General features: G+C 48.9%; 18 protein-coding genes. 16 read left to right on the top strand and 2 right to left on the bottom strand.

Features of this window, described 5'->3' with window-relative positions; all coding sequences use genetic code 11:
- Positions 1-2: 2 nt before the first annotated feature.
- From purB to ilvA, 13 genes are all read left to right on the top strand, one after another.
- On the top strand, positions 3-1,298 hold the full coding sequence (purB, locus tag GJB61_RS30865; protein ID WP_154122845.1) for an adenylosuccinate lyase: 1,296 nt from the start codon (positions 3-5) through the stop codon (positions 1,296-1,298).
- Positions 1,299-1,552: 254 nt separating this feature from the next.
- Entirely contained in the window at positions 1,553-2,443 is an 891-nt protein-coding gene (locus tag GJB61_RS30860) for a phosphoribosylaminoimidazolesuccinocarboxamide synthase (protein WP_154122844.1), read from the top strand.
- 121 nt (positions 2,444-2,564) lie between these two features.
- Positions 2,565-2,810, top strand: a complete 246-nt coding sequence (purS, locus tag GJB61_RS30855) for a phosphoribosylformylglycinamidine synthase subunit PurS (RefSeq protein WP_019913657.1) — start codon at positions 2,565-2,567, stop codon at positions 2,808-2,810.
- 5 nt (positions 2,811-2,815) lie between these two features.
- Positions 2,816-3,505, top strand: a complete 690-nt coding sequence (gene purQ, locus GJB61_RS30850; protein ID WP_154122843.1) for a phosphoribosylformylglycinamidine synthase subunit PurQ — start codon at positions 2,816-2,818, stop codon at positions 3,503-3,505.
- Positions 3,483-5,729 carry a phosphoribosylformylglycinamidine synthase subunit PurL gene (gene purL / locus GJB61_RS30845; protein ID WP_154122842.1) on the top strand — a complete coding sequence of 749 codons (2,247 nt, stop codon included), beginning with the start codon at positions 3,483-3,485 and terminating at the stop codon, positions 5,727-5,729. Before purQ ends, purL begins: the two co-directional genes overlap by 23 nt.
- Complete coding sequence (purF, locus tag GJB61_RS30840) at positions 5,714-7,210, top strand: amidophosphoribosyltransferase (protein WP_154122841.1); 1,497 nt, start codon at positions 5,714-5,716, stop codon at positions 7,208-7,210. The genes purL and purF overlap by 16 nt, the downstream gene beginning before the upstream one ends.
- A 788-nt stretch (positions 7,211-7,998) precedes the next feature.
- Positions 7,999-9,039 carry a phosphoribosylformylglycinamidine cyclo-ligase gene (gene purM / locus GJB61_RS30835; protein ID WP_338116213.1) on the top strand — a complete coding sequence of 347 codons (1,041 nt, stop codon included), beginning with the start codon at positions 7,999-8,001 and terminating at the stop codon, positions 9,037-9,039.
- Positions 9,039-9,656, top strand: coding sequence for a phosphoribosylglycinamide formyltransferase (gene purN / locus GJB61_RS30830; protein ID WP_154122854.1), 618 nt, complete (start codon positions 9,039-9,041; stop codon positions 9,654-9,656). Before purM ends, purN begins: the two co-directional genes overlap by 1 nt.
- 192 nt (positions 9,657-9,848) lie before the next feature.
- On the top strand, positions 9,849-11,396 hold the full coding sequence (gene purH, locus GJB61_RS30825; RefSeq protein ID WP_338116212.1) for a bifunctional phosphoribosylaminoimidazolecarboxamide formyltransferase/IMP cyclohydrolase: 1,548 nt from the start codon (positions 9,849-9,851) through the stop codon (positions 11,394-11,396).
- Between the two features lie 18 nt (positions 11,397-11,414).
- On the top strand, positions 11,415-12,680 hold the full coding sequence (purD, locus tag GJB61_RS30820; protein WP_154122839.1) for a phosphoribosylamine--glycine ligase: 1,266 nt from the start codon (positions 11,415-11,417) through the stop codon (positions 12,678-12,680).
- A gap of 285 nt (positions 12,681-12,965) precedes the next feature.
- Positions 12,966-14,279: an SEC-C domain-containing protein gene (locus GJB61_RS30815; protein ID WP_154122838.1), complete on the top strand. Its 1,314-nt coding sequence runs from the start codon at positions 12,966-12,968 to the stop codon at positions 14,277-14,279.
- 324 nt (positions 14,280-14,603) lie between these two features.
- Positions 14,604-16,757, top strand: coding sequence for a methyl-accepting chemotaxis protein (locus GJB61_RS30810; RefSeq protein ID WP_154122837.1), 2,154 nt, complete (start codon positions 14,604-14,606; stop codon positions 16,755-16,757).
- Positions 16,758-16,915: 158 nt separating this feature from the next.
- On the top strand, positions 16,916-18,178 hold the full coding sequence (ilvA, locus tag GJB61_RS30805) for a threonine ammonia-lyase IlvA (protein WP_154122836.1): 1,263 nt from the start codon (positions 16,916-16,918) through the stop codon (positions 18,176-18,178).
- A 64-nt stretch (positions 18,179-18,242) separates the two neighbouring features.
- Here ilvA and GJB61_RS30800 read toward each other — a convergent pair whose 3' ends face one another.
- Positions 18,243-19,190, bottom strand: a complete 948-nt coding sequence (locus tag GJB61_RS30800) for a hypothetical protein (protein WP_154122835.1) — start codon at positions 19,188-19,190, stop codon at positions 18,243-18,245.
- 39 nt (positions 19,191-19,229) lie between these two features.
- On the bottom strand, positions 19,230-19,892 hold the full coding sequence (locus tag GJB61_RS30795) for a DUF1129 family protein (protein WP_195724534.1): 663 nt from the start codon (positions 19,890-19,892) through the stop codon (positions 19,230-19,232).
- A 183-nt stretch (positions 19,893-20,075) separates the two neighbouring features.
- Between GJB61_RS30795 and GJB61_RS30790 the strand changes: the two genes are divergently transcribed.
- From GJB61_RS30790 to GJB61_RS30780, 3 genes are all read left to right on the top strand, one after another.
- On the top strand, positions 20,076-20,279 hold the full coding sequence (locus tag GJB61_RS30790; RefSeq protein WP_154122833.1) for a hypothetical protein: 204 nt from the start codon (positions 20,076-20,078) through the stop codon (positions 20,277-20,279).
- Positions 20,280-20,471: 192 nt separating this feature from the next.
- The gene (locus GJB61_RS30785; RefSeq protein WP_154122832.1) at positions 20,472-21,302 is read left to right on the top strand and encodes an alpha/beta hydrolase family protein; all 831 of its coding nucleotides are present in this window, start codon (positions 20,472-20,474) and stop codon (positions 21,300-21,302) included.
- Between the two features lie 86 nt (positions 21,303-21,388).
- On the top strand, positions 21,389-22,165 hold the full coding sequence (locus GJB61_RS30780) for a DODA-type extradiol aromatic ring-opening family dioxygenase (RefSeq protein ID WP_154122831.1): 777 nt from the start codon (positions 21,389-21,391) through the stop codon (positions 22,163-22,165).
- The last annotated feature ends 320 nt before the right edge of the window (positions 22,166-22,485 follow it).

Raw genomic sequence — 22,485 nt, 5'->3', positions numbered from 1 at the left:
CTATGATCGAACGATATAGCAGACCTGAGATGCGGGCCATTTGGACCGAAGAGAATAAATTTAACGCGTGGCTGGAAGTGGAATTGTGTGCTTGTGAAGCTTGGGCAGAGCTTGGAGTGATTCCGCATGAGGATGCGGCTAAACTGCGTAAGGATGCCAAATTCGACATCGCGCGCATTGACGAGATTGAACAGGAGACCCGCCATGATGTGATCGCTTTTACCCGTGCAGTTTCCGAAAGTCTGGGTGCGGAACGTAAATGGGTGCATTATGGTCTTACTTCCACGGATGTAGTAGATACGGCACTTGGCTATCTGCTGCGTCAGGCGAATGAGATTCTGGAAAAGGATATCCTTAACTTTATAGAGATACTCAAGGATAAGGCTGTTGCTTACAAAGATACACCGATGATGGGCCGTACCCATGGAGTACATGCCGAGCCAACTACTTTCGGTCTCAAAATGGCACTGTGGTACGAGGAAATGAAACGTAATCTTGAGCGTTTCCGCCATGCGGCGAATGGTGTACAGTTCGGTAAAATCTCCGGCGCGGTTGGCACCTATGCCAACATCGACCCGTCTGTGGAAGAATTCGTCTGCCGCAAGCTGGGTACAAGCCCGGCACCCATCTCCACGCAGACATTGCAGCGTGATCGTCATGCCGAATATATGGCGACAATGGCTTTGGTAGCCACTTCACTGGATAAGTTCGCAACCGAAATTCGTGCGCTGCAGAAGAGTGAGATCCGTGAAGTAGAAGAAGCTTTTGCCAAAGGTCAAAAGGGTTCATCCGCGATGCCGCATAAACGCAACCCGATCGGCTGTGAGAACATCTCCGGTCTGGCCCGTGTCATTCGCGGCCATATGGTTACTGCATATGAGAACGTGCCGCTGTGGCATGAACGTGATATTTCACATTCCTCGGTAGAACGTATCATCCTGCCGGATGCGACTATGCTGCTTAACTATATGCTGAACCGTTTGGGGAACATCGTGAAGAACCTGACTGTATTCCCGGAAAATATGAAACGCAACATGAACAGTACGTTCGGCGTTCCTTTCTCTGGCCGCATCCTGACCAAGCTGATCGACAAAGGCCTTAGCCGCGAGCAGGCATACGATACCGTGCAGCCGCGTGCGATGCAGGCTTGGGAGGAACAGACCCAATTCCGTACTATCGTAGAAGCGACACCTGAGATTACTAATCTGCTTAGCCCGGAAGAGATTGACGATGCATTCAGTCCTACATGGCACCTGAAGCATGTGGACACCATTTTCCGCAAGCTGGAGCTCATCTAATAAAAGGTGAATTATTGGTGAACTAAGGAACGGAGTAATACAGTTAGGATGGATGCGGAAGTACTGTAGAGGAATTTTGGAACTGTAGAAGCGTAGCGTTCGCCTTTATTCTCAGATTTCAACCAATAAAGCGGTTCAATTAAATAAAAAAATCTGAGAATAACAGCGATCGAAAGTCCAAATATTCCTCGGAGGTGCTTCCTACTAGACCATCCATTTATTAGGGAGATCATTAGTTCAAGGGAGGAAAGGTCATGACACACCCTGCCGTATCCACTGCAGTGGAACTCATTAATGCGCCGCTGCTCTATAAAGGGAAAGTTCGTGAGCTATACGATTTGGGGGACCAGATACTGATCGTTGTCACGGATCGGATATCTGCGTTTGATTATGTGCTTGATCCGGCGGTGCCGGAGAAGGGTAATGTGCTCAACCGACTGAGTGCATTCTGGTTCGGAATGACAAAGGAGCTGATGGAGAATCATGTCGTGCATATCGATGTGGATCTGCTCGGAGACGTCATTAAGGATAGAGAGGCACTCAAGAACCGCATTATGGTCGTACGCAAAGCGGAGCGCATTGATATCGAGTGTGTAGTTCGTGGCTGTATCACTGGCGGGGGCTGGAGACAATATGAAGAAACGGGCAAGGTGAATGGAATAGAACTTCCTAAAGGCTTGCGCAAAAACGCGCTGTTAGCACAACCGATCTTCACCCCAGCAGCCAAAAATGATGTGGGTCACGATGAAGATATCCCGTTTGAGAAAATGCAGGAGCTAATTGGCGCTGAACTAGCTCAAGAGTTGAAGGATAAAAGCCTGAAACTGTTCGCTTTTGCCAGAGAGTACTGCGCCGAGCGTGGCATTATACTTGCTGATTGCAAATTCGAATTCGGCCTCCTGGACGGCAAGGTGATTCTGATTGATGAGATTTTTACACCAGATGCCTCACGCTTCTGGGCCAAGGATAAATATGGTCTCGATATCGATATTGATAGTATGGATAAAGAGCCTGTCCGAACCTATCTTTCAGCATCCCCATGGGATAAAAATAGCAAGCCAGACCCGCTGCCGCTTGAAGTGGTAGAAGAGACCACACGCCGTTATCTGGACATCTATCATCGTCTTACCGGCAAGTCTTTATAAACGATATTAGTAAATCAGTGTGCTCACAAAAATTAAGCGTAAGCTTTCGAAGCAAGTTTTATTGCGAAGTAAATCAATGGAGTGCTAACTCCATAAAACTTTTAGGAGGAACAATAAGCGTATGTTAAAAGCGACGGTATATGTCACCATCAAGAAAAGCGTGCTCGATCCCCAAGGGGTAGCGGTACAAGGGGCTTTGCATTCCGTAGGTTTCCAGGAAGTTGAAAGTTTGCGTATCGGTAAATATATGGAGCTGACTTTAGACACGGATAACCGCGCTGAAGCGGAAGGACGTCTCAAGGAAATGTGCGAAAAGCTGCTAGCCAACACGGTGATCGAGGATTACCGCTACGAATTGGAGGACTAATCAAGATGAAATTCGCTGTACTTGTCTTTCCAGGCTCCAATTGTGATATTGACTGCTACAAGGCGGTAGAGGACACGCTCGGCGAACCGGTCGAATATGTGTGGCATACGGCAACAGACCTGTCAGCTTTTGATTGTATTCTTGTCCCTGGGGGCTTCTCCTATGGCGATTACCTGCGCTGCGGTGCGATTTCCCAGTTTGCTCCGGTAATGGCTGAAGTTGCGAAAGCGGTAGAGCAGGGCAAGTTCGTGCTCGGTATTTGCAACGGATTCCAGATTCTTACGGAAGCTGGACTACTTCCCGGCGCATTGCTTCGTAACAGCTCCATGAAATTCCGCTGTCATGACACGGTGCTTAAGGTAGTTAATAATGAAACCCCATTTACAATTGACTATGCTAAAGGTGAAGAAATTGTTATTCCAATCGCTCACGGTGAAGGTAACTATTACTGTGATGAAGCGACCCTGGCCGAATTGAAGGCTAATAATCAGATCGTGTTCACATACAGCGACAATCCTAATGGTTCTGTAGCTGATATTGCCGGAATCAGTAACGTTCAAGGCAATGTGGTCGGCATGATGCCCCATCCGGAGCGTGCAGCTAATCTGTTGCTTGGATCAGAAGATGGCAAACGGATGTTTACATCCATACTGAAGACATGGAGGGAACGTTATGACGCAGCAAGTATCCGTTAAAGAACCGACCGCAGAGCAAATCGCGGAGCTCAAAATCTACAGCCAATTCGGCGTGTCGGATAGCGAGTATGAGCTGATCACCTCTTTCATGGGACGAAAGCCGAATTACACAGAAATCGGTGTATTTAGTGTTATGTGGTCTGAGCATTGTGCTTACAAGAACTCTAAGCCGCTGTTACGGCGCTTCCCGGTAACCGGCCCCCGTGTTCTGATGGGACCTGGTGAGGGTGCGGGTATCGTAGATATTGGAGATAACCAAGCGGTTGTCTTCAAAATCGAGAGCCACAACCATCCATCAGCGGTAGAGCCTTTTCAAGGAGCAGCTACAGGTGTGGGCGGGATCATCCGTGATATTTTTTCCATGGGTTCAAGACCGATAGCCATTCTGAATTCCTTACGTTTTGGGAAGTTGGAAAGTGACCGGACGAAATATTTATTCGAGCATGTGGTATCCGGTATCGCGGCTTACGGCAACTGTATCGGGATTCCAACTGTTGGCGGCGAAATTATGTTTGACGACAGCTACGACGGCAACCCGCTCGTAAATGCGATGTGCGTTGGCTTGATCGATCATGATAAAATCCAGCGTGGTGTCGCTAAAGGTGTAGGAAATCCGGTCTATTACGTAGGTCCGCCTACTGGACGGGATGGTATACACGGTGCGACCTTCGCTTCAGTAGAACTCACAGAAGAATCGGAAGCCAATCGGACGGCGGTACAGGTAGGCGATCCCTTTATGGAGAAGCTTGTTATGGAATCCTGTCTGGAGCTAATTGATAGTGGAATTGTAATTGGAATTCAGGATATGGGCGCAGCAGGTCTGACTTGCTCCAGTGCCGAGATGGCCAGCAAAGCAGGGAATGGCCTGGAACTGTATCTGGATCAAGTGCCACAGCGTGAGGAAGGCATGACACCTTACGAAATGATGCTGTCGGAGTCTCAGGAACGGATGCTCTTCGTGGTTGAGCCTAAGGATGAGGCACAGGCGCAGGAGATATTTGACCGTTGGGGCGTCATTTGCTGCAAAGTGGGCAAGGTAACGGATGACGGACGTCTGAAATTGTACCATCATGGTGAGGTTGTTGGTGATATGCCGGTAACAGCACTGGTGGATGAATGTCCGGTATATGACAAGCCATCAGCAGTCCCTGCTTATTATATAGAGAATGAATCGGTAGATACATTGCGTTATGAGGAAGTTACTGATCTTGGCGGTGCACTCCGCACGATACTTGGATCTCCTACCGTTGCGAGTAAAGCGTGGGTCTACAATCAATATGATTACATGGTACGGACTAGCACGGCAGTTCGTCCCGGCTCCGATGCAGCAGTAGTTACAATCCACGGTACACGTAAGGGCTTGGCAATGACAACGGACTGTAATGGCCGTTATGTCTACCTTGATCCTGAAGTTGGCGGACGGATTGCAGTGAGCGAAGCGGCACGCAATATTGTCTGCTCCGGTGCAGAACCGTTGGCAATTACAGATAATCTGAACTTCGGCAACCCGGAGAAGCCAGAGATTTTTTGGCAAATGGAGCGTGCAGTTGATGGTATGGCAGAAGCCTGCCGTGTGCTCGATACGCCGGTTATTGGTGGTAATGTCAGTCTGTATAATGAAAATGCTTCAGGAGCCATTTATCCAACGCCGGTTGTTGGTATGGTAGGTCTGGTGACGGACACCGATCATATTACGACCCAAGCCTTCAAGCAGGAGGGAGATACTATTCTATTGCTCGGTGTAACCAAGGCAGAGCTAGGCGGCAGTGAATTCCAATATGCTGTGCATGGCTTAACAGAAGGCCGTCCTCCGGCACTCGATTTGGCTACTGAGAAAAAACTGCTTCAAGCGGTGCTTGGTGCGATTCGCGGTGGTCTGGTGCGTTCGGCGCATGACTTGTCCGAGGGCGGACTAGCTGGAGCCTTGGCAGAAAGTTGTATCAGCGGGGGTGTTGGAGCTAACGTAGACCTTTCTGCAGGCGGCTTGCGTCATGATGTAGCGTTGTTTAGTGAAAGCCAATCACGCATTGTGCTTACGGCAGCACCTGATCGTGCGGAAGAGCTGAAAGCAGCGATTGCTGCTGGCGGTGTGCCGGTGGAAATTATCGGAACCGTAGGTGGAGATAGACTGCGGGTGAATCTGGACGGCGCGTCCGTACTTGATGAGCCTATCGCAGAATTGAAATTCATCTGGGAGGATGCCATTCCATGTCTTATGAAATAAAGACCGGGAAAGAGCAGGCGGAACCCATCCTGTGGACCGGCGACTTTTACAACGAAGGAACGGGCTCGGGAGATGTTTTTGATACATTAAAAGAGGAATGTGGCGTTTTCGGGGTCTTTGGACACCCGGAGGCCGCTTCTATGTCTTATTATGGTCTGCATGCTTTGCAGCATCGTGGGGAAGAAAGCGCGGGCATTTGTGTAGCGAACGGTCGTGACTTCAACTATCACCGCGGTATGGGATTGGTAAAAGAAGTGTTCGATAAGGACAAAATCGCTTCGTTGATCGGAGACATGTCCATCGGGCATGTGCGTTACTCCACTAGCGGCGATAGCCGTTTGACCAATGCGCAGCCGCTTATCTTCAAATACCGTGACGGTGACCTGGCAATTGCTACCAACGGCAACATTGTCAACGAACCGCTGATTCGCAAAGAGCTGGAGCAAGCGGGTTCCATCTTCCAGACAACCAGTGATACCGAGGTGCTCGCGCATTTGATTGCGCGTTCGCAAAAGGATTTTGTCGAAGCGACCAAGGATGCGTTGCGACAGCTGGTAGGCGGGTTCGCTTTTCTGCTGATGACAAATGACAAGCTGGTTGTTGCCTCTGATTCACACGGGCTGCGTCCGCTTGTGATGGGACGGCTTGGTGAAGCCTATGTGTTCGCTTCGGAGTCCTGTGCACTGGAAGTAATCGGGGCGAAGCTGGTCCGTGATATTGAGCCGGGCGAAGTGCTCGTGCTGGATAAGGACGGTCTTGTAGAAGACCGGTTCGCTGAACCCAAACGTAAGGCACTGTGCGCGATGGAGTATATCTACTTTGCTCGCCCGGACAGTGACATGAATGGTTCGAACCTGCACTCCGCGCGTAAACGGATGGGCAGTCGAATGGCCCTTGAAGCTTTCGTGGATGCGGACCTTGTAACTGGGGTGCCCGATTCCAGTATTTCAGCGGCGATCGGCTATGCCGAGCAGACGGGTATTCCTTATGAGCTTGGGCTGATTAAGAACAAGTACACCGGCCGGACTTTTATTCAACCGAGTCAGGAGCTGCGTGAACAAGGCGTGAAGATGAAGCTGAGCGCCGTTCGTAGTGTCGTTGAAGGCCAACGTGTTGTCATGATCGATGATTCCATTGTGCGTGGCACCACCTCGCGCCGCATCGTCAATCTCCTGCGTGAAGCCGGAGCCGCTGAGGTTCACGTACGGATTACTTCACCGCCGTTCAAGAACCCGTGCTTCTACGGAATTGATACACCAGACCGTCGCGAGCTTATTGCTTCGTACCAGTCGATTGAGGAAATGTGTACAGAAATTAATGCGGATTCCCTGGCTTTTTTGTCACCAGAGGGACTGATTACCTCAATCGCCGGACGTAACAGCGGCGATTATAAAGGCGGCTTATGTCTGTCCTGCTTCGATAATGATTACCCGACGCAGGTTGATTTCGGCGGGGAAGAGAAGGACGGGTGCAGTTGCTGACGTAGCTTGATCCCCCTAAGTCGGGTAGTCCATCCCCCTAAGTCCCCCTTGCGAAGGGGGATTCCGGAGGGCGCTGCCCTCCGGCCACCCGAAATTTCGGCGGTAGGAGCTTGCTTTAAACTTGCTAAGGGGGCAATCGTGCGGGTGCCCGCTTTGTCCCTGTGTGCTGCGCACGGCCGGGACACGCTCTACGGCGCTCCGCGCCCTGGCGGCATACTGCCCGCCGGGCCTAAGAGCCTTGCTTGCCAAGCTCCCCCCTGTTTGCTACGCAAATACGGGTCCCGCTTGGCTCGCTAGGAATGACGCTTGGCTGCGCCCCAAGCGCGGAAGAACGGGCTTGCCAAGCTTCCCCCTGTTTGCTACGCAAATACGGGTCCCGCTTGGCTCGCTAGGAATGACGCTTGGCTGCGCCCCAAGCGCGAAGAACAGGCTTGTAAAGCTCCCCCCTGTTTGCTTCGCAAATACAGGGGACGCTTCACTCGCTAAGCAGGCGCTTGGCTGTGCCAAAGCGCCGAGGGGTTGCTGCCCGAAGCAAGGCGCGCACTGCGGCTTGCAGCAGGTTTGAATCGGTGGTTGGAGTCATGGAGAGGAATTTTGGAACTGGAGAAGCGTTAGCGTTCGCCTTTATGCTCTAATTTCAACCACATAGTGGTATTAAATTCAAGAAATTAGAGCATAACAGCGATCGGAAGTCCAAACATTCATCGTAATGACGGCTAAAACCACCTCTTCAAATCCCTGCTGCCCCGCAAACGCACTCTAAATCATATTAAATGAGGTGTCCAATAGTGTCGGAAGCTTATAAAAACGCCGGAGTAGATATTGCGGCTGGTAACGAAGCGGTAGAACGTATGAAGAAACACGTAAAGCGTACTTACCGTCCTGAGGTAATGACAGAGCTAGGCGGATTCGGAGCACTGTTCGGTCTGAATAAGGATAAGTATGATGAGCCTGTACTCGTGTCGGGAACCGATGGCGTAGGCACGAAGCTCAAAATCGCCTTCGCGGCGGATCGCCATGACACGATTGGCATCGATGCTGTGGCAATGTGCGTGAACGATATTGTCGTACAAGGTGCAGAACCTTTATTTTTCCTCGATTATCTCGCTTGCGACAAGGTTATCCCTGAGAAAATCGAGGCTATCGTAGCTGGGATAGCTGAAGGCTGCCATCAGGCAGGCTGCGCGCTGATCGGTGGCGAAACTGCGGAAATGCCAGGCATGTATTCGGCTGGCGAGTATGATATTGCCGGCTTCACGGTGGGCATAGCTGACAAAGCCAAGCTGGTAACAGGAGCGAACATTGCCCCAGGCGATACGGTGATTGGCCTAGCTTCCAGCGGTGTGCACAGCAACGGATTTTCGTTGGTGCGTAAGCTTTTGTTGGAGGAAGATGGTTATAATCTGAACGATGTGCTGCCTGAGCTTGGAGCGCCATTGGTTGATGTGCTGTTGGCACCGACCAAGATTTATGTGAAACCGTTACTGGCACTATTGGAGCAGCTTTCGGTGAAGGGAATGGCTCATATTACCGGAGGCGGGTTTATTGAGAATATCCCACGTATGCTGCCTGAGGGTGTCGATGTGGAGATCAATTACGGTTCATGGCCGATTTTACCGATCTTTGGCTTGATGCAGAGTAAAGGTAACGTAAGTAATCGGGATATGTTCACCACCTTTAATATGGGGGTTGGTCTTGTATTGGTAGTTGCTGCTGAGGATGGAGAGCGTGCGCTTGAACTGCTGAAAGCTAGTGGAGAAGAGGCGTATCTGATCGGCACGGTGAGGGAAGGCGAACACAAGGTTACCTTTACGGGAGCGGAAGTGTGATGCAGTGGAGTCGAATCGCTGTTTTTGCCTCCGGGCAGGGCAGTAATTTTGCTGCATTGATAGCTGCTGAGCGGGTTGGCCTGTTGGGAGGCGGGAGTATTGAACTGCTTGTCTCTGATAAGCCGGAGGCACCTGTAGCACAGCGTGCAGAGGAAGCAGGAGTTTCCACGCTTCTGCTACGCCCCAAAGAGTTTGCCAGCCGTGAGCTTTATGAAGCTGAAATTGTGGCCGAGCTGCAGCGGCGGGAGATTGGGTTAATTGTATTGGCAGGTTATATGCGGCTCATTACACCGGTGTTGCTTACCCCTTACGCCGGACGGATTATCAACATTCATCCCTCGCTGCTGCCAGCTTTTGCAGGTAAAGATGCGATGGGGCAAGCGCTGGATTATGGCGTGAAGCTGACAGGAGTTACGGTGCATTTTGTCGATGGAGGCATGGATACCGGACCGGTTATTGCCCAGCGTAGCCTAGTTGTAGAAGATAATGACACAGCAACTTCGCTGGCAGAGCGTATTCACAAGGTAGAGTATGAGTTGTATCCAGAAGTGGTTGCTGCGCTTGCTGCCGAAAGAATTGGGTTAGTTGGAAGAAAGACGATTATTCGCGAAAAGTGAACATTGTTGAGACTTAGATCGGACTCTAATCGACATGCGCATCTCCAGCTCGGCCAGTTCCGATATTTCTCGGGAAATATTTCACGAGCGGCATTAGCTGTCGGATGTTGAAGCAGAGCCTTGGCAGAACTTTAATTTAATCACATTAGCATCATTAAACCGCACGTATAACCCGGAGGAGGACTATTCAAAGTGAGTATCAAAAGAGCGCTGGTCAGCGTATCGGACAAACAGGGCATCGTGGATTTTTGCCGCGAGTTGTCTGCATTGGGCGTAGAAATTATCTCCACAGGCGGAACGAGTACACTTTTGGCTAAAGAAGGCGTGCCGGTCATCGGTATTTCTGACGTGACAGGTTTCCCCGAAATTATGGACGGACGTGTCAAAACGCTGCATCCTGCGGTACACACAGGCTTGCTGGCGGTTCGTGACAACGAAGAGCATACGCGCCAAATGCGTGAGCTTGGCCTGGATTACATCGATCTGGTCGTAGTGAATCTGTATCCGTTCGCCGAAACTATCGCTAAACCGGATGTTGCGTACGAAGAAGCTATCGAGAACATCGATATTGGCGGACCGACGATGCTGCGTTCTGCGGCAAAGAACCATGCTTTTGTAAGTGTAGTGGTTGATGCAGGCGATTATGCTAAGGTGCTTGAAGAGGTACGCGCTGGTGGAGACACTACGCTTGAAACACGCAAACAACTTGCGGCAAAAGTGTTCCGTCATACGGCGGCTTACGATGCCCTGATTGCTGATTATTTGGCCAATGTGCTTGGTGACCCACTGCCGGAGCGTTATACAGTAACTTATGAGAAGATTCAGGATCTGCGTTATGGCGAGAATCCGCATCAGAAGGCTGCTTTTTACCGTAAGCCATTGGCAGCGCTCGATACTCTGACGGCGGCTGAACAGTTGCATGGCAAAGAGCTGTCTTACAACAATATCAACGACGCCAATGCGGCGCTACAGATCGTTAAGGAATTTGAAGAGCCAGCAGTAGTGGCCGTTAAACATATGAATCCGTGTGGAGTAGGCGTAGGCGCAAGTGTATATGAGGCTTATCAAAAAGCCTACAACGCTGATCCTACCTCTATTTTTGGCGGGATCGTTGCAGCCAACCGGATCATTGATGCCGATACAGCGAATATGCTGAAGGATATTTTCCTGGAAATCGTGCTGGCTCCAGGCTTTACGGACGAAGCGCTGGAAATCCTCACGAAGAAGAAAAATATTCGTCTGCTTAAATTAGGCAATCTCAGTACAGCTGCGGCACGCAAGAGCAGCCTTATCGTTACCTCAATCGACGGCGGAATGGTTGTGCAAGAAAGCGATGTACATTCTGTGAATCCGGACGAGCTTCAGGTTGTAACTGACCGCAAGCCTACGGCAGAAGAATTGAAGCAACTGTTGTTCGCCTGGAAAGTAGTTAAGCATGTGAAGTCCAATGCGATCGTATTGGTTGCCGATAATATGACGGTAGGTGTTGGCGCAGGACAGATGAATCGAGTGGGTGCGGCCAAAATCGCGATTGAACAGGCGGGTGAGAAGTCAAAGGGTGCAGCACTGGCCTCAGATGCTTTCTTCCCAATGGGCGATACGCTTGAAATGGCAGCCAAAGCAGGCATTACTGCTGTAATTCAGCCAGGAGGCTCCATCAAGGACGAGGAATCAATTAAGGTCGCTAATGAATATGGTATTGCTATGGTCTTTACCGGCGTCCGTCATTTCAAACACTAGAATGCTGGGGAGGATTTTATGGATATTTTAGTGGTTGGCGGCGGTGGCCGGGAGCATGCCATCATTTGGAGTCTGTCTAAAAGCCCGGGCGCAGGTAAAATCTACTGCGCACCCGGCAATGCCGGAATTGCGACGCTTGCCGAATGCGTGCCGATTGGCGTATTCGAATTCGACCGCTTAACGGCTTTTGCCAAGGAGAAAGAAGTTGGCCTTGTTGTGATTGGACCGGATGATCCGCTTGCGGCCGGTATCGTCGATGCTTTTGAAGCACAGGGAATTCCCGTATTTGGACCGCGCAAGAATGCAGCTGAGATTGAGGGCAGCAAAACCTTTATGAAGGATTTACTGCATAAATATAATATTCCAACAGCAGCGTATGAGAAGTTTAGCGACTATGAAGCTGCTCTATCCTATTTGCGCGTTCAGGAACTGCCGATTGTGATCAAGGCAGATGGTCTGGCAGCAGGCAAAGGCGTTACTGTAGCCTATTCACAGGAAGAAGCTCAACAGGCATTAAGCGATATTATGGTCAGTAAGGTGTTTGGTGAAGCTGGGGCCCAAGTCGTCATTGAGGAATTTCTGGCCGGACAGGAAATGTCGATTCTGGCCTTTGTAGATGGCGAGACGGTACGCCCGATGGCCGCAGCTCAAGATCATAAACCGATCTTCGATGGTGATAAAGGCCCTAATACGGGTGGAATGGGGACTTATTCACCTCTGCCGCACATTGCCGATGCTATTATACTTGAAGCGGTGAAGACAATAATAGAGCCGACAGCTAAAGCGATGGTAGCGGAAGGCCGTCCTTTTAGCGGCGTATTGTTTGCCGGGTTGATGATTTCTCCTGATGGCAAGCCAAAGACGATAGAATTTAATGCCCGTTTTGGTGATCCGGAGACACAGGTCGTACTGCCTAGACTGAAAAGTGATTTACTGGAAATCTTCCTGGCCGTGGTTGAAGGCCGGCTTGCAGATATTGATATTGTCTGGAGTGAGGAAGCAGCAGTATGCGTAGTGCTGGCTTCAGAAGGCTACCCAGGCCCTTATCCTAAGGGTGTGCCCATTACCGGCCTGGATGACAGCCAAGGAGGGCTAATCTTCCATGCGGGTACGGCGCGCGGTGCAGATAACAGCTGGGTAACGAACGGCGGCCGAGTGCTCGGAGTCGTAGGAATAGGTACAAGTATTGCTGAAGCACGTGAAGCTGCATACGCCAGTGCGAACGGGATTTCTTTTCCCGGGAAACAGTACCGTAGCGACATTGCTATGAAGGCTTTGGTATGAGGACAAAGGACTGTATCTAGTGGATTTTTTACGCTATAAGTCCTAAAAAAGGACTGACAAGTGATAGAAGAAGTGCTATAATACAACTCGTACGGGGGAAAATGTGCGGATATATACAGATAAAGGGTCTTTCCGATCATGGAAAGGCCTTTTTTAAATGGTGATCCATTAGACCTGCCGCTAAAGCTTAATATAGAATGTCTCGTGCCGGGAAATGATACTTATAGTTCGTTAGCGATGCGCTTATGGTGTAGGACTAGTTACAGATTTAAGGGGGAATTACTTTTGAGTAAGGTTGGAAGAAATGACTTATGCCCATGCGGAAGCGGGAAGAAATATAAAAAATGCTGTATAGACAAGGAATCGTCTGCAGTAGAATCAATATTGCGTCTGGTAAGCTCGGAGGAGGCCGCAGCTCATGAGGCTATGGCTGTCGAACCCAAGTTCATTCAGGCTGCACCGGAGTCCGCAGGAGGTTCCGAAAGTAAGCTGACGCTCGTTAAATTGAGAAAAATGGTATCGCGTGATCTGAAATGGGAGCATCCGGCGCATGAGCAGCTTGCTCTGCATCTTATCGAGAGCATGAGAGCCGACTACGAGAAGGAGATTATTTTTGAAGCCTTGGTCCTTTGGAACGGCTATTCCCGTAAGACCAAACCTGCTGTGAAGAAAATGGGTTCCTTCTGTGCAGCAATCGAATATATACTGTCTGAAGAATACGGATTCCTGACTACGCAGGCCGATCTTGCCCTTAAATATGAGATCACATCGGCGACCATTTCACGGAAAGTTAAGGAAATGCTTAATTATGTCGAGGAATATGGCATGAGCGGGGAGGACGATGAAGAACTCTCATTAAGTCTTTCCGGCAGTCCCAAGGATAAGGAGCAGGCCTATCTGCACAAAGCGAAGGAAGCAACGTCTTCGAAACGACGGATACAGCTGGCTGAAGCCGCATTGGAGTTCTATCCTGACAGTCCGGATGCTTATCTCTTACTGGCTGAGGAATCCGACAATGAGCACGAAGCGCGCGCTTTCTTAAGAGCGGGCATCGCGGCGGGCGAACGTGAGCTGGGCGAACTCTTTTTTGCAGAGAATAAAGGGCATTTCTGGGGTCTTTATGAGACCCGCTCGTACATCCGAATCTGCAAAAGTTATGCTGAATCCTGCTGGTTTGGTGGGAATGCGGAAGAAGCAGCGGCGACACTGGAGAACATTCTGGTGCTTAATTCCGAAGATAATACAGGTGCACGTTACTTGTTGGCTGCGGTTTACCTCTATGGCAATAAGCTGGCCGAGGCAGAACGTGTGTTGAACACATATGGCAAGGATGATGCAGCTGCAGCTTTTGCCTATGATCGGATTGTATTGGAATATAAAAAGAATGGAATTACCTCCCAGTTGAAGATGTTGTATCGTGTAGCACGGAATGTGAATAAGCATGTGCCGGAGTATCTTCTAGGGGTCAAAAGACTGCCACACAATCTTCCGGATTATGTTGGAATGGGTGACACTAATGAAGCTATTGAGTATGTTATTATGCATTCCCGCCTCTGGGCGAGTATGCCGGATCTGCTGAAATGGCTATTGAAGCAATAATAATAAATATATAGATTAGTGAGCCTTGAAGAGATTATTCTTCAAGGTTTTTTTGTATTTATTTTTGGCATGAAACCTGACATGGAATTTGCGGAGAAAACTCAATCCTGCTGATTTTCAGGTGAAAATGAGAGCTTCTTATACAAAAATGTTTGTTTAAATGCGTTATTTTCTGAAAATACCTGACATGGTCACAGTTAATTCACAGCTCGGTGTAAAACGTTAAAGGGATAAAGCAGTAATTTGAAGAAATAAGTCGAAATTGAACGAATCATAGAGAGAGCATTCGTTAATAAATATCTTATTTTGAAGGCGGGGAGCCCTATGGCAGAGAAGAAAAGTAGAAAAAAGAAGGTCGAGACCGGGCTACGTCCGGACAATAAGACAGCGTCGAAAGGGAAAGCAATACAGCTATCCTCCAGATTCCAGGCAATGCTCCATTCCTTTAGAAATATGGGTATTCGTGGCAAGCTGTTTTTATCCGTTATTTTGTCAGTAGTCATAATATTCGTAATCGTGTCGGTAGTAATCTATAGCAATGCGAAGAAGATTATTGTTGATGATCTGAACGGTTCACTGACGTATGAGAAGGGGAACATCAATGCAAAGATAAACCAGTTGCTGCAGCCTGCAGAGGATAGTGTAGAGCTTCTGAATGCGAACGCCTATGTACGGGATTTCATTGTACAGGCAGCATCTTCGGAGGCGGTAAAAACTACCAGCGGGTATGCCGAGCTAATACGAACTCTGAATCTGATCAAAGGCTCCAATAAGAACCTGCTTAATGTGTATGTAGGTCTGGATGCTGCCAATAAGGTGATTACACAGGATGAGTTCGAACCACCCGCTGACTTTAACCTGAAGGAGCGTAGCTGGTATGCGACCGCGGCCCAGAGTAAGGAGCTAACGGTCACAGATCCTTACATTGACGCCGGTTCAGGCAAAATGGTTGTCAGTCTCAGCGCCCCAATTCTGGACGATTCCGGTAAGCTGATTGGGGTGGCTGGAGCTGATATTTCAACCGAGCAGATCACGGAGGCGCTTAGTTCTTTTAACTACAAGGGCAGCGGCTATGCGGTCTTGATCGACCAATCGGGAACCTTTATTTATAATCCGAACCCCGATTATATTTTGCTGCAAAAGATGGGTGACCTTGGGGCAGAGTGGAAAGCGCTCAATGATGAGATGGTCCAGTGGGGCTCAAGTGTCATTCAGACGAATATAGACGGCAATGCCAGCTATGTGTCTTATGCGCCTGCGGTGGATAAACAGTGGTCGGTAGCATTAATCGTACCTAAGGGGGATGCAGAACAGGAGCTTCATCTATTCCAACTGATCTTCTTTCTCTCCATCATTGCTTCTATTGTAGTGATGTCCATACTTCTATATTTTGTCTCGAACAATATCCTGAAGCAAATCCCCATTCTTACAGCCTCCTTTAAGACGGCGATGACGGGTGATTTGTTAGTACGGGCCAAGGTGACGGCGAAGGGAGAGATTGGGGTTCTAGCTGAAGGCTTTAATAATATGATCTCCTCGCAGCAAACGCTGATTCTGGAAATCGTGAGAAATTCGCATACAATCTCTGATGCCGTCGATAATACAGAGAAAAATATATTTATGCTCGATGAGAGTATTTCTGATATTTCTGCAATTACTGAGGAACTTTCGGCTGGGATGCAGCAGACGGCTGCTTCGATGCAAGAGATGAACGCCAGTACGATTGAAATTGAAAATGCGATTAGCGGTATTGCCCAAAAAGCTCAAGACGGTGCTGGAGCTGCTAAAGAAATTAATGAGCGTGCTGAAAGGCTCAAAGAAGTTGCCCTTCACTCGCGGCAGCAAGCTGATGAAATCTATGGACAAAGTGAAGAAAAGCTGCGGAATGCAATAGAACAGTCCAAGTCGATCTCACAGATCAATGCGTTATCCGGGGCGATCCTGGATATTGCCTCCCAGACTAATCTGTTGTCCTTAAATGCTTCAATTGAGGCAGCCCGTGCGGGTGAAGCAGGCAGAGGATTCGCTGTTGTTGCTGAGGAAATCCGCAAGCTGGCTGAGAACTCGCGAGATACGGTGTCCGAGATTCAGGGGGTAACCCAATCCGTTGTTAGTGCGGTGTCCAACCTGGTCGAGGGAGCTGAGAGTATGTTGCAGTTCATGGACCGGCAAGTACTGAAGGATTATGACACGTTGCAGGAGACGGGACTGCGATACAGCGAGGATGCCAAATTTGTAGAGGATCTGGTGACTGATTTCAGTGCTACCTCTCAACAGCTGCTCGCTTCGATTCAGAGTATGCTTTCGGCGATTTCAGAGACCAGCGTTGCTACTAATGAGGGCGCTGAGGGAGCGAGCAGTATTGCAGCCCAAGCCGAGCAGATTATCAACAAATCGGGCAGTATTGTCAGTGAGATGGATGGAATCAAGAATACTTCGGCTGAGCTATTGCAGACGGTCAAGAGATTCAAAGTTTAAGCTATTGAATATAGCTTCTGTTAAGCCGGTCTTGCTGCTAGCAGCAGTTAAGGCCGGTTTTGTATTGTGTATGGAGGACAATGCTTGAAAAAATGTCCTCGGAAGAGTATGTTACAAGAAGTGAATTGATTAGATAGAGACAGTGAGGCGATAAGAATATGGGAGAAGGCGAAGATCGGATCGTTGGAATGGAAGATATCGTGCGGGCACATCATGTGCTGCGGGAGGTCATTGTCCGGACTCCACTGCAGCGTGACGCGGTATTATCGGCCAAGTATGGCTGCAACGTTTTTTTGAAGCGTGAAGATCTGCAGATTGTCCGTTCATTCAAAATCCGTGGTGCTTACAATATGATTCGCAGTTTGTCCGAAGAGGAAAGAGCGAAAGGAATTGTCTGCGCAAGTGCGGGCAATCATGCACAAGGTGTTGCCTATTCGTGCAAAGCACTTGGAATTAAAGGTAAGGTTTATATGCCAAGTACGACACCCAACCAAAAGGTGAAGCAGGTACGGCGGTTTGGGGGTGAGCAGGTTGAAGTTATTCTGAAGGGGGATACCTTCGATGATGCTTACGAGGAAGCACTGCAGGCCTGTATTGACCATAGCATGACATTGATCCACCCGTTCGATGAACCACGAATTATAGCAGGCAACGGAACGATTGCTATGGAGGTTATGGAAAGCCTAGACATTCCAGCAGATTACGTGTTCGTGACCATTGGTGGAGGCGGTCTGGCCGCTGGGGTTGCCACCTATATGAAGACGGTCAGCCCTTTGACTAAGATTATTGGAGTCGAGCCCCTAGGTGCGGCTTCCATGAGCGAAGCACTGCAGCGTGGAGAAGTGGTGACACTGGCGGAGATCAACAAATTCGTCGATGGTGCTGCCGTGAAGCGTGTGGGCGGGTTGACCTTCGATATTTGCTCGCGCTATCTGGATGATGTAATTAAAGTGCCGGAAGGCAAGGTCTGTACGACGATTCTGGAGCTGTATAACGAGAATGCGATTGTTGTTGAACCCGCTGGGGCTTTGCCCGTGGCCGCGCTGGATATGTACCGCGAACAAATCCGTGGCAAAACGGTCGTCTGTATCGTCAGCGGCGGCAACAACGATATTGACCGCATGCAGGAGATCAAGGAGCGGTCGCTGATCTATGAAGGCTTAAAGCATTACTTCATGGTCAATTTTCCACAACGGGCCGGTGCATTGCGGGAATTTCTGGCCGAGGTACTGGGACCTGAGGATGATATCACTCGCTTCGAGTATACCAAGAAGCATGATAAGGAGAACGGGCCGGCACTTGTTGGCATCGAGCTGCTGTCCAAGGAGTCCTACGCCCCCCTCGTCGAGCGAATGAAGGAAAAGGGTGTAGATTATGTGGAGATCAACAAGGATATGAACCTCTTTAATATGCTTATTTAATCTCTTATACAGCCCTAATACTAGTGAAACGCCTCTCCTGAAATTGAAGGAGAGGCGCTTTTTGTTATTTTGCAAGAGGCACTTCCTTCTCCAGATATGCCTTGACCTGATCATCTGATTTATAGCCATTTTCCTTCAATAGCTTCATAAAGCCGTCAAGCTTCTGCAAAAAGGGGCTGATGCTGCTGTCCTTGGTCAGAATTCCGGTATAGGCCTTCTGAGCCTCCAAATCCATCTCCAAATTATCATAATGAAATAGCGGAGTGTTATTTTGACCATAGAAGGTGTTGGTTACATACATAGCATATAAGGACTTTACTGCATAAATACGGTTGGAGGTAGGATGATTTTGGATGAATTGCTCCTGGGACAACGCCCGTGCGGCTACTTCGGTCCAGGCAATAATGAGTCCGTTATCCTTGGAGGAAGGAAGAGTGGATTCTGTAGCCATTATCGTAATGTAATCACTGATGTCCTTCGTAACATACAACTTATATTTGCGGTATGCTCCGTAATCAATTACTGGGAAAAAAGAACCTTCAGCAGTCTCCAGCTTATATCCGCTCTCGTCAGCACTTTGTAGCAGGGCACGCAATGAAGTGTCTTTTGTACTCTCAGCAAGCTTACTCATACTTACTCCTGCCTTATAAATTGAGGTTAGACTTCGCTGAACCTCACTAGTGCTGAACTTATTCTCCCAAACTTTCAGTGCAGCCTTATGCAAGTTCTCCAACTTCAGTGTCAGCTGAGTGGAGCGGTACGAGCCCACCGCATACATATTCGCATTCAAGTACTTGATGGCCTGTGGCAGCTTGGCAGAAGTGGATAGCAGTGGCAAGGCAGCCTTGTAGATGGCTTCGGCATGAGTAGTGTTGGCTGTTAGTGCAGTGGCCCCAGAGCTACTCGCAGGCGGACTGACAGCAGCTTCAGCGTGGTTTGCCCCTTCTAGTCCTGTCTGCAGCATCAGCATTATAGCTATCGTGGTGCCTATAATATATTGCTTCTTGTTCATGCGAATGGCCTCCTGTCTATTTGGAATGGAATCAGAAATCTACTTCTTGAAAAAGATAAACTTTAGCAATCCCCCTCCGACAAGGCCGAGAATCAGACTTACCCACGGGGAGATTGTGATGATCGGGAATAGTGTATCGAGAAACGTACCCGCAAATATCGCGATGACTACGACTCCAATGTAGATTCCAAGTCCTTTGATATCGAAGGATTTAGGTTTGGGGGCATCGTCGTCAGCCAAGGAATGGATCCACTTCATCAGTAACTCAATTAATATAATAGAACCTGCACCTACCGCAATGATAGTGAAGAGACTGATTTTGCTGAAAATGCCAGTTGAGCCACTGATCCACTCTGATAACAGTCCGGCAATAGCCAAAATGCCAAAGAAACAGGTTAGGGCCACTGTGGGGATCATTAAGTAATAGTTCAGTTTGCTTCGTACGGGGCGTGCGGGAATACTGTTCATAATCTCTTTGAAATAATCTTCTGGTTTTTCTCCGAACGTCTGCTTGGCGTTTTTACCCTTGCTCTGCTCTTTCAGCAGGTGCTTTGCGGCATCCAGCAGCAGTACTTCTGCTTGAATGGAGTCCACACGACTGGCTCGCATGGCGATGATCATATCTTCAAAATACGACCGGTTAAAGGGCGTCATCTGTTCGCGCAAGGTATTATTTTCTTTTATCATTTCTTTGGCTTTCATAGTATAGATATAAACCTCCATTATTGTTAATCGAAAATACTCTTTAACCTAGAGTATACGGTTGCAGGGCAACTCTGTGCAAGGAGCTGGATCTCAATTCCTCATGCATAATCCTTATATAAGAGTGAACACTGATAATGTTGTTGCTTGTTAAATATAGCTTTGGGAAAGGCAGGGAGCGTTATGGAACATGAGGAAAAAAGAGAAGAACCAGGAAAATTCATGGGCGACGGCTTCGAGCCTGCACCAACCAATGTAGTGGGGGATTGGGGCAATTCGGATGGCTTCAGCTTATGGGATTCCGCAGCGGGGTCTCCGGAGGACTGGATGAAGGATTGGGAAGGCCGACAGAAAACCCATGATATGTTTCACGATAGCTACGACTGATTGAAGCTTACGCATCACTGATCCGCGGCCTCTTTTGTTCTTAAGAACGAAAGGGGTCTTTAGCATGACTTGAAAATAGCAGCACTTGTTGACAAAAATATCGTAAACCGTATAATAAAGATATAATCCACACTAAATTAATCGGAATTATATTAATTTGAAATAATCTATCCTTGTAAGGAGGAAACGGCAATGGAACGGAATATCATAATCCGGCATAACCGGGAGGAAATGACTGCCAGCATACATTACCCAAATCAAGAAAAAGGGACTTCCGGACGCTGCAAGGATAGGGTGCCATTGGCCGTTATCTGCCATGGCTTTGTAGGCAACCGTATTGGCGCAGACCGGATTTTTGTCAAGGCCGCCCGTGAGTTGGCAGAAGACGGATATATGGTCATTCGGTTTGATTATATTGGCTGCGGGGAGAGCAGCGGCAACTATGGCACCGAGGATATGGAATCAATGATTGCTCAGACGCGTGCGGTGCTTGATTATGGAATTAGCTCCGCCGATATTGATCCGCAGCGTGTGACTCTGATCGGCCATAGTCTTGGCGGAGCAGTTGCGCTCTTGACTGGCGTCCGTGACCGCCGAGTAAAGAATCTCGTGTTATGGTCTGCTGTAGGCTATCCTTTTAATGATATCGTAAAAATAGTGGGACGGGAAGCTTACGACCGCTCCGTGAAGAGCGGTTCTGCTGATCATGCGGGCTACTTGTTCACACCTGTGTACTTCAACTCCCTGGCAGCTTTTCAGCCGTTTCAGGAAGCCTCTAAATTCAGTGGAGACATATTGGTGATTCACGGAACCTCTGATGATGTTATTCCGGTTGATTATGCCTTTCTGTACCAGAAGTTATTCTGGACACGCCCTGAGGGACGCTGTGACAAAGAAATCATTTTTCAAGCCGATCATACCTACTCTTCGGGCCCGGCCCAAGTACAGCTGCTTAAGCGGACGAGAGAGTGGATGAACCAGCAGGAGCATCAACAGGAGGAATGGCAAAATTGGATGATCTAAGAGGCTTGTCCACCACTCGCATTAATACGAAAGAAGCGGTAAAATAAAGGTGCTCACCATATACTGGGTTATGGAGGTTGGCATCGATGAAATTACCGGCATTTTTTATCGCGCATGGTTCCCCATTGCTCGCCCTTGAGGATAACGAGTATACCCGTTTTCTGGAGCGGCTAGGTCAAGATCTTGGAGTGCCTCGTGGGATTGTAGTGTTCTCGGCACATTGGGATTGCCCGGAACAACTGCTAACGGTAGACGCCAAGCACGAGACACTGCATGATTTCTACGGGTTTCCCGAAGAAATGTACACGCTGACCTATCCCGCCCCGGGCGATCCCGCACTCAGCCGCAAGATTTCTGAACTCTTCAAGAGTAACAATTTATTCTCTCAGCCTGTACTGGGACGCGGGTTGGATCATGGAGTCTGGGTCATTCTGCAGAAGATGTTCCCGCAAGCAGATATTCCAGTGGTCTCTTTATCCGTAGACTCTTTGCGATCTCCTGAAGAGCAATACAACATCGGTCGGATGTTGGCCCCGCTGCGCGATGAAGGAATACTCTTTATCGGAAGCGGAGGTTTGGTCCACAATCTGCGGTTGCTTAGTGACAAGGATCAGCCTGAAGTATGGGCGCAGGACTTCGATGCCTGGATTGCGGAAAGATTGCAAGCCTGGGACTTACCTACACTTTTTGCGTATGAGGCAAAAGCGCCACACGCGCGCAATGCTGTTCCCTCATACGGAAGAGAACACTTTGTACCGCTCTTCTATGCTATGGGAACGGCGGATGAGGGCAAGCGCGCTCAACTGATGATTCAGGCCTATCAATACGGAACGCTCAGCCTGAATTGCTGGATGTTAGACTAACTTAGATATCATATCGCAGGGTGCAGCCGGACAATTACGGGCTGTACCCTGTTTTAATATGGATAGGGACAACAGGATCAAGACAAATGGGACAGGCTGTGATTAAATGGAAGAATGCTATGCTCACAAAACTTGGCATATGCTTAGGAAGTAGTTTTGTACGATGTTATTCAGGATGATATGCTCACAAAACTTTGATGGGAAAATAACGCGGACAGCCAAAGTCACTCCAACGTCCTTCTAGTCCAAACGTACTTCCATATCGCGAGGTGACGCAAAAAAAGGCAATAGGATGCCCGGGAAGCTGAAGATAGACTTTT

Source organism: Paenibacillus monticola (assembly GCF_009664975.1).
In the GTDB taxonomy this organism is placed as follows: domain Bacteria; phylum Bacillota; class Bacilli; order Paenibacillales; family Paenibacillaceae; genus Paenibacillus_AQ; species Paenibacillus_AQ monticola.
This window is presented reverse-complemented; position numbering and strand designations above follow the sequence as displayed.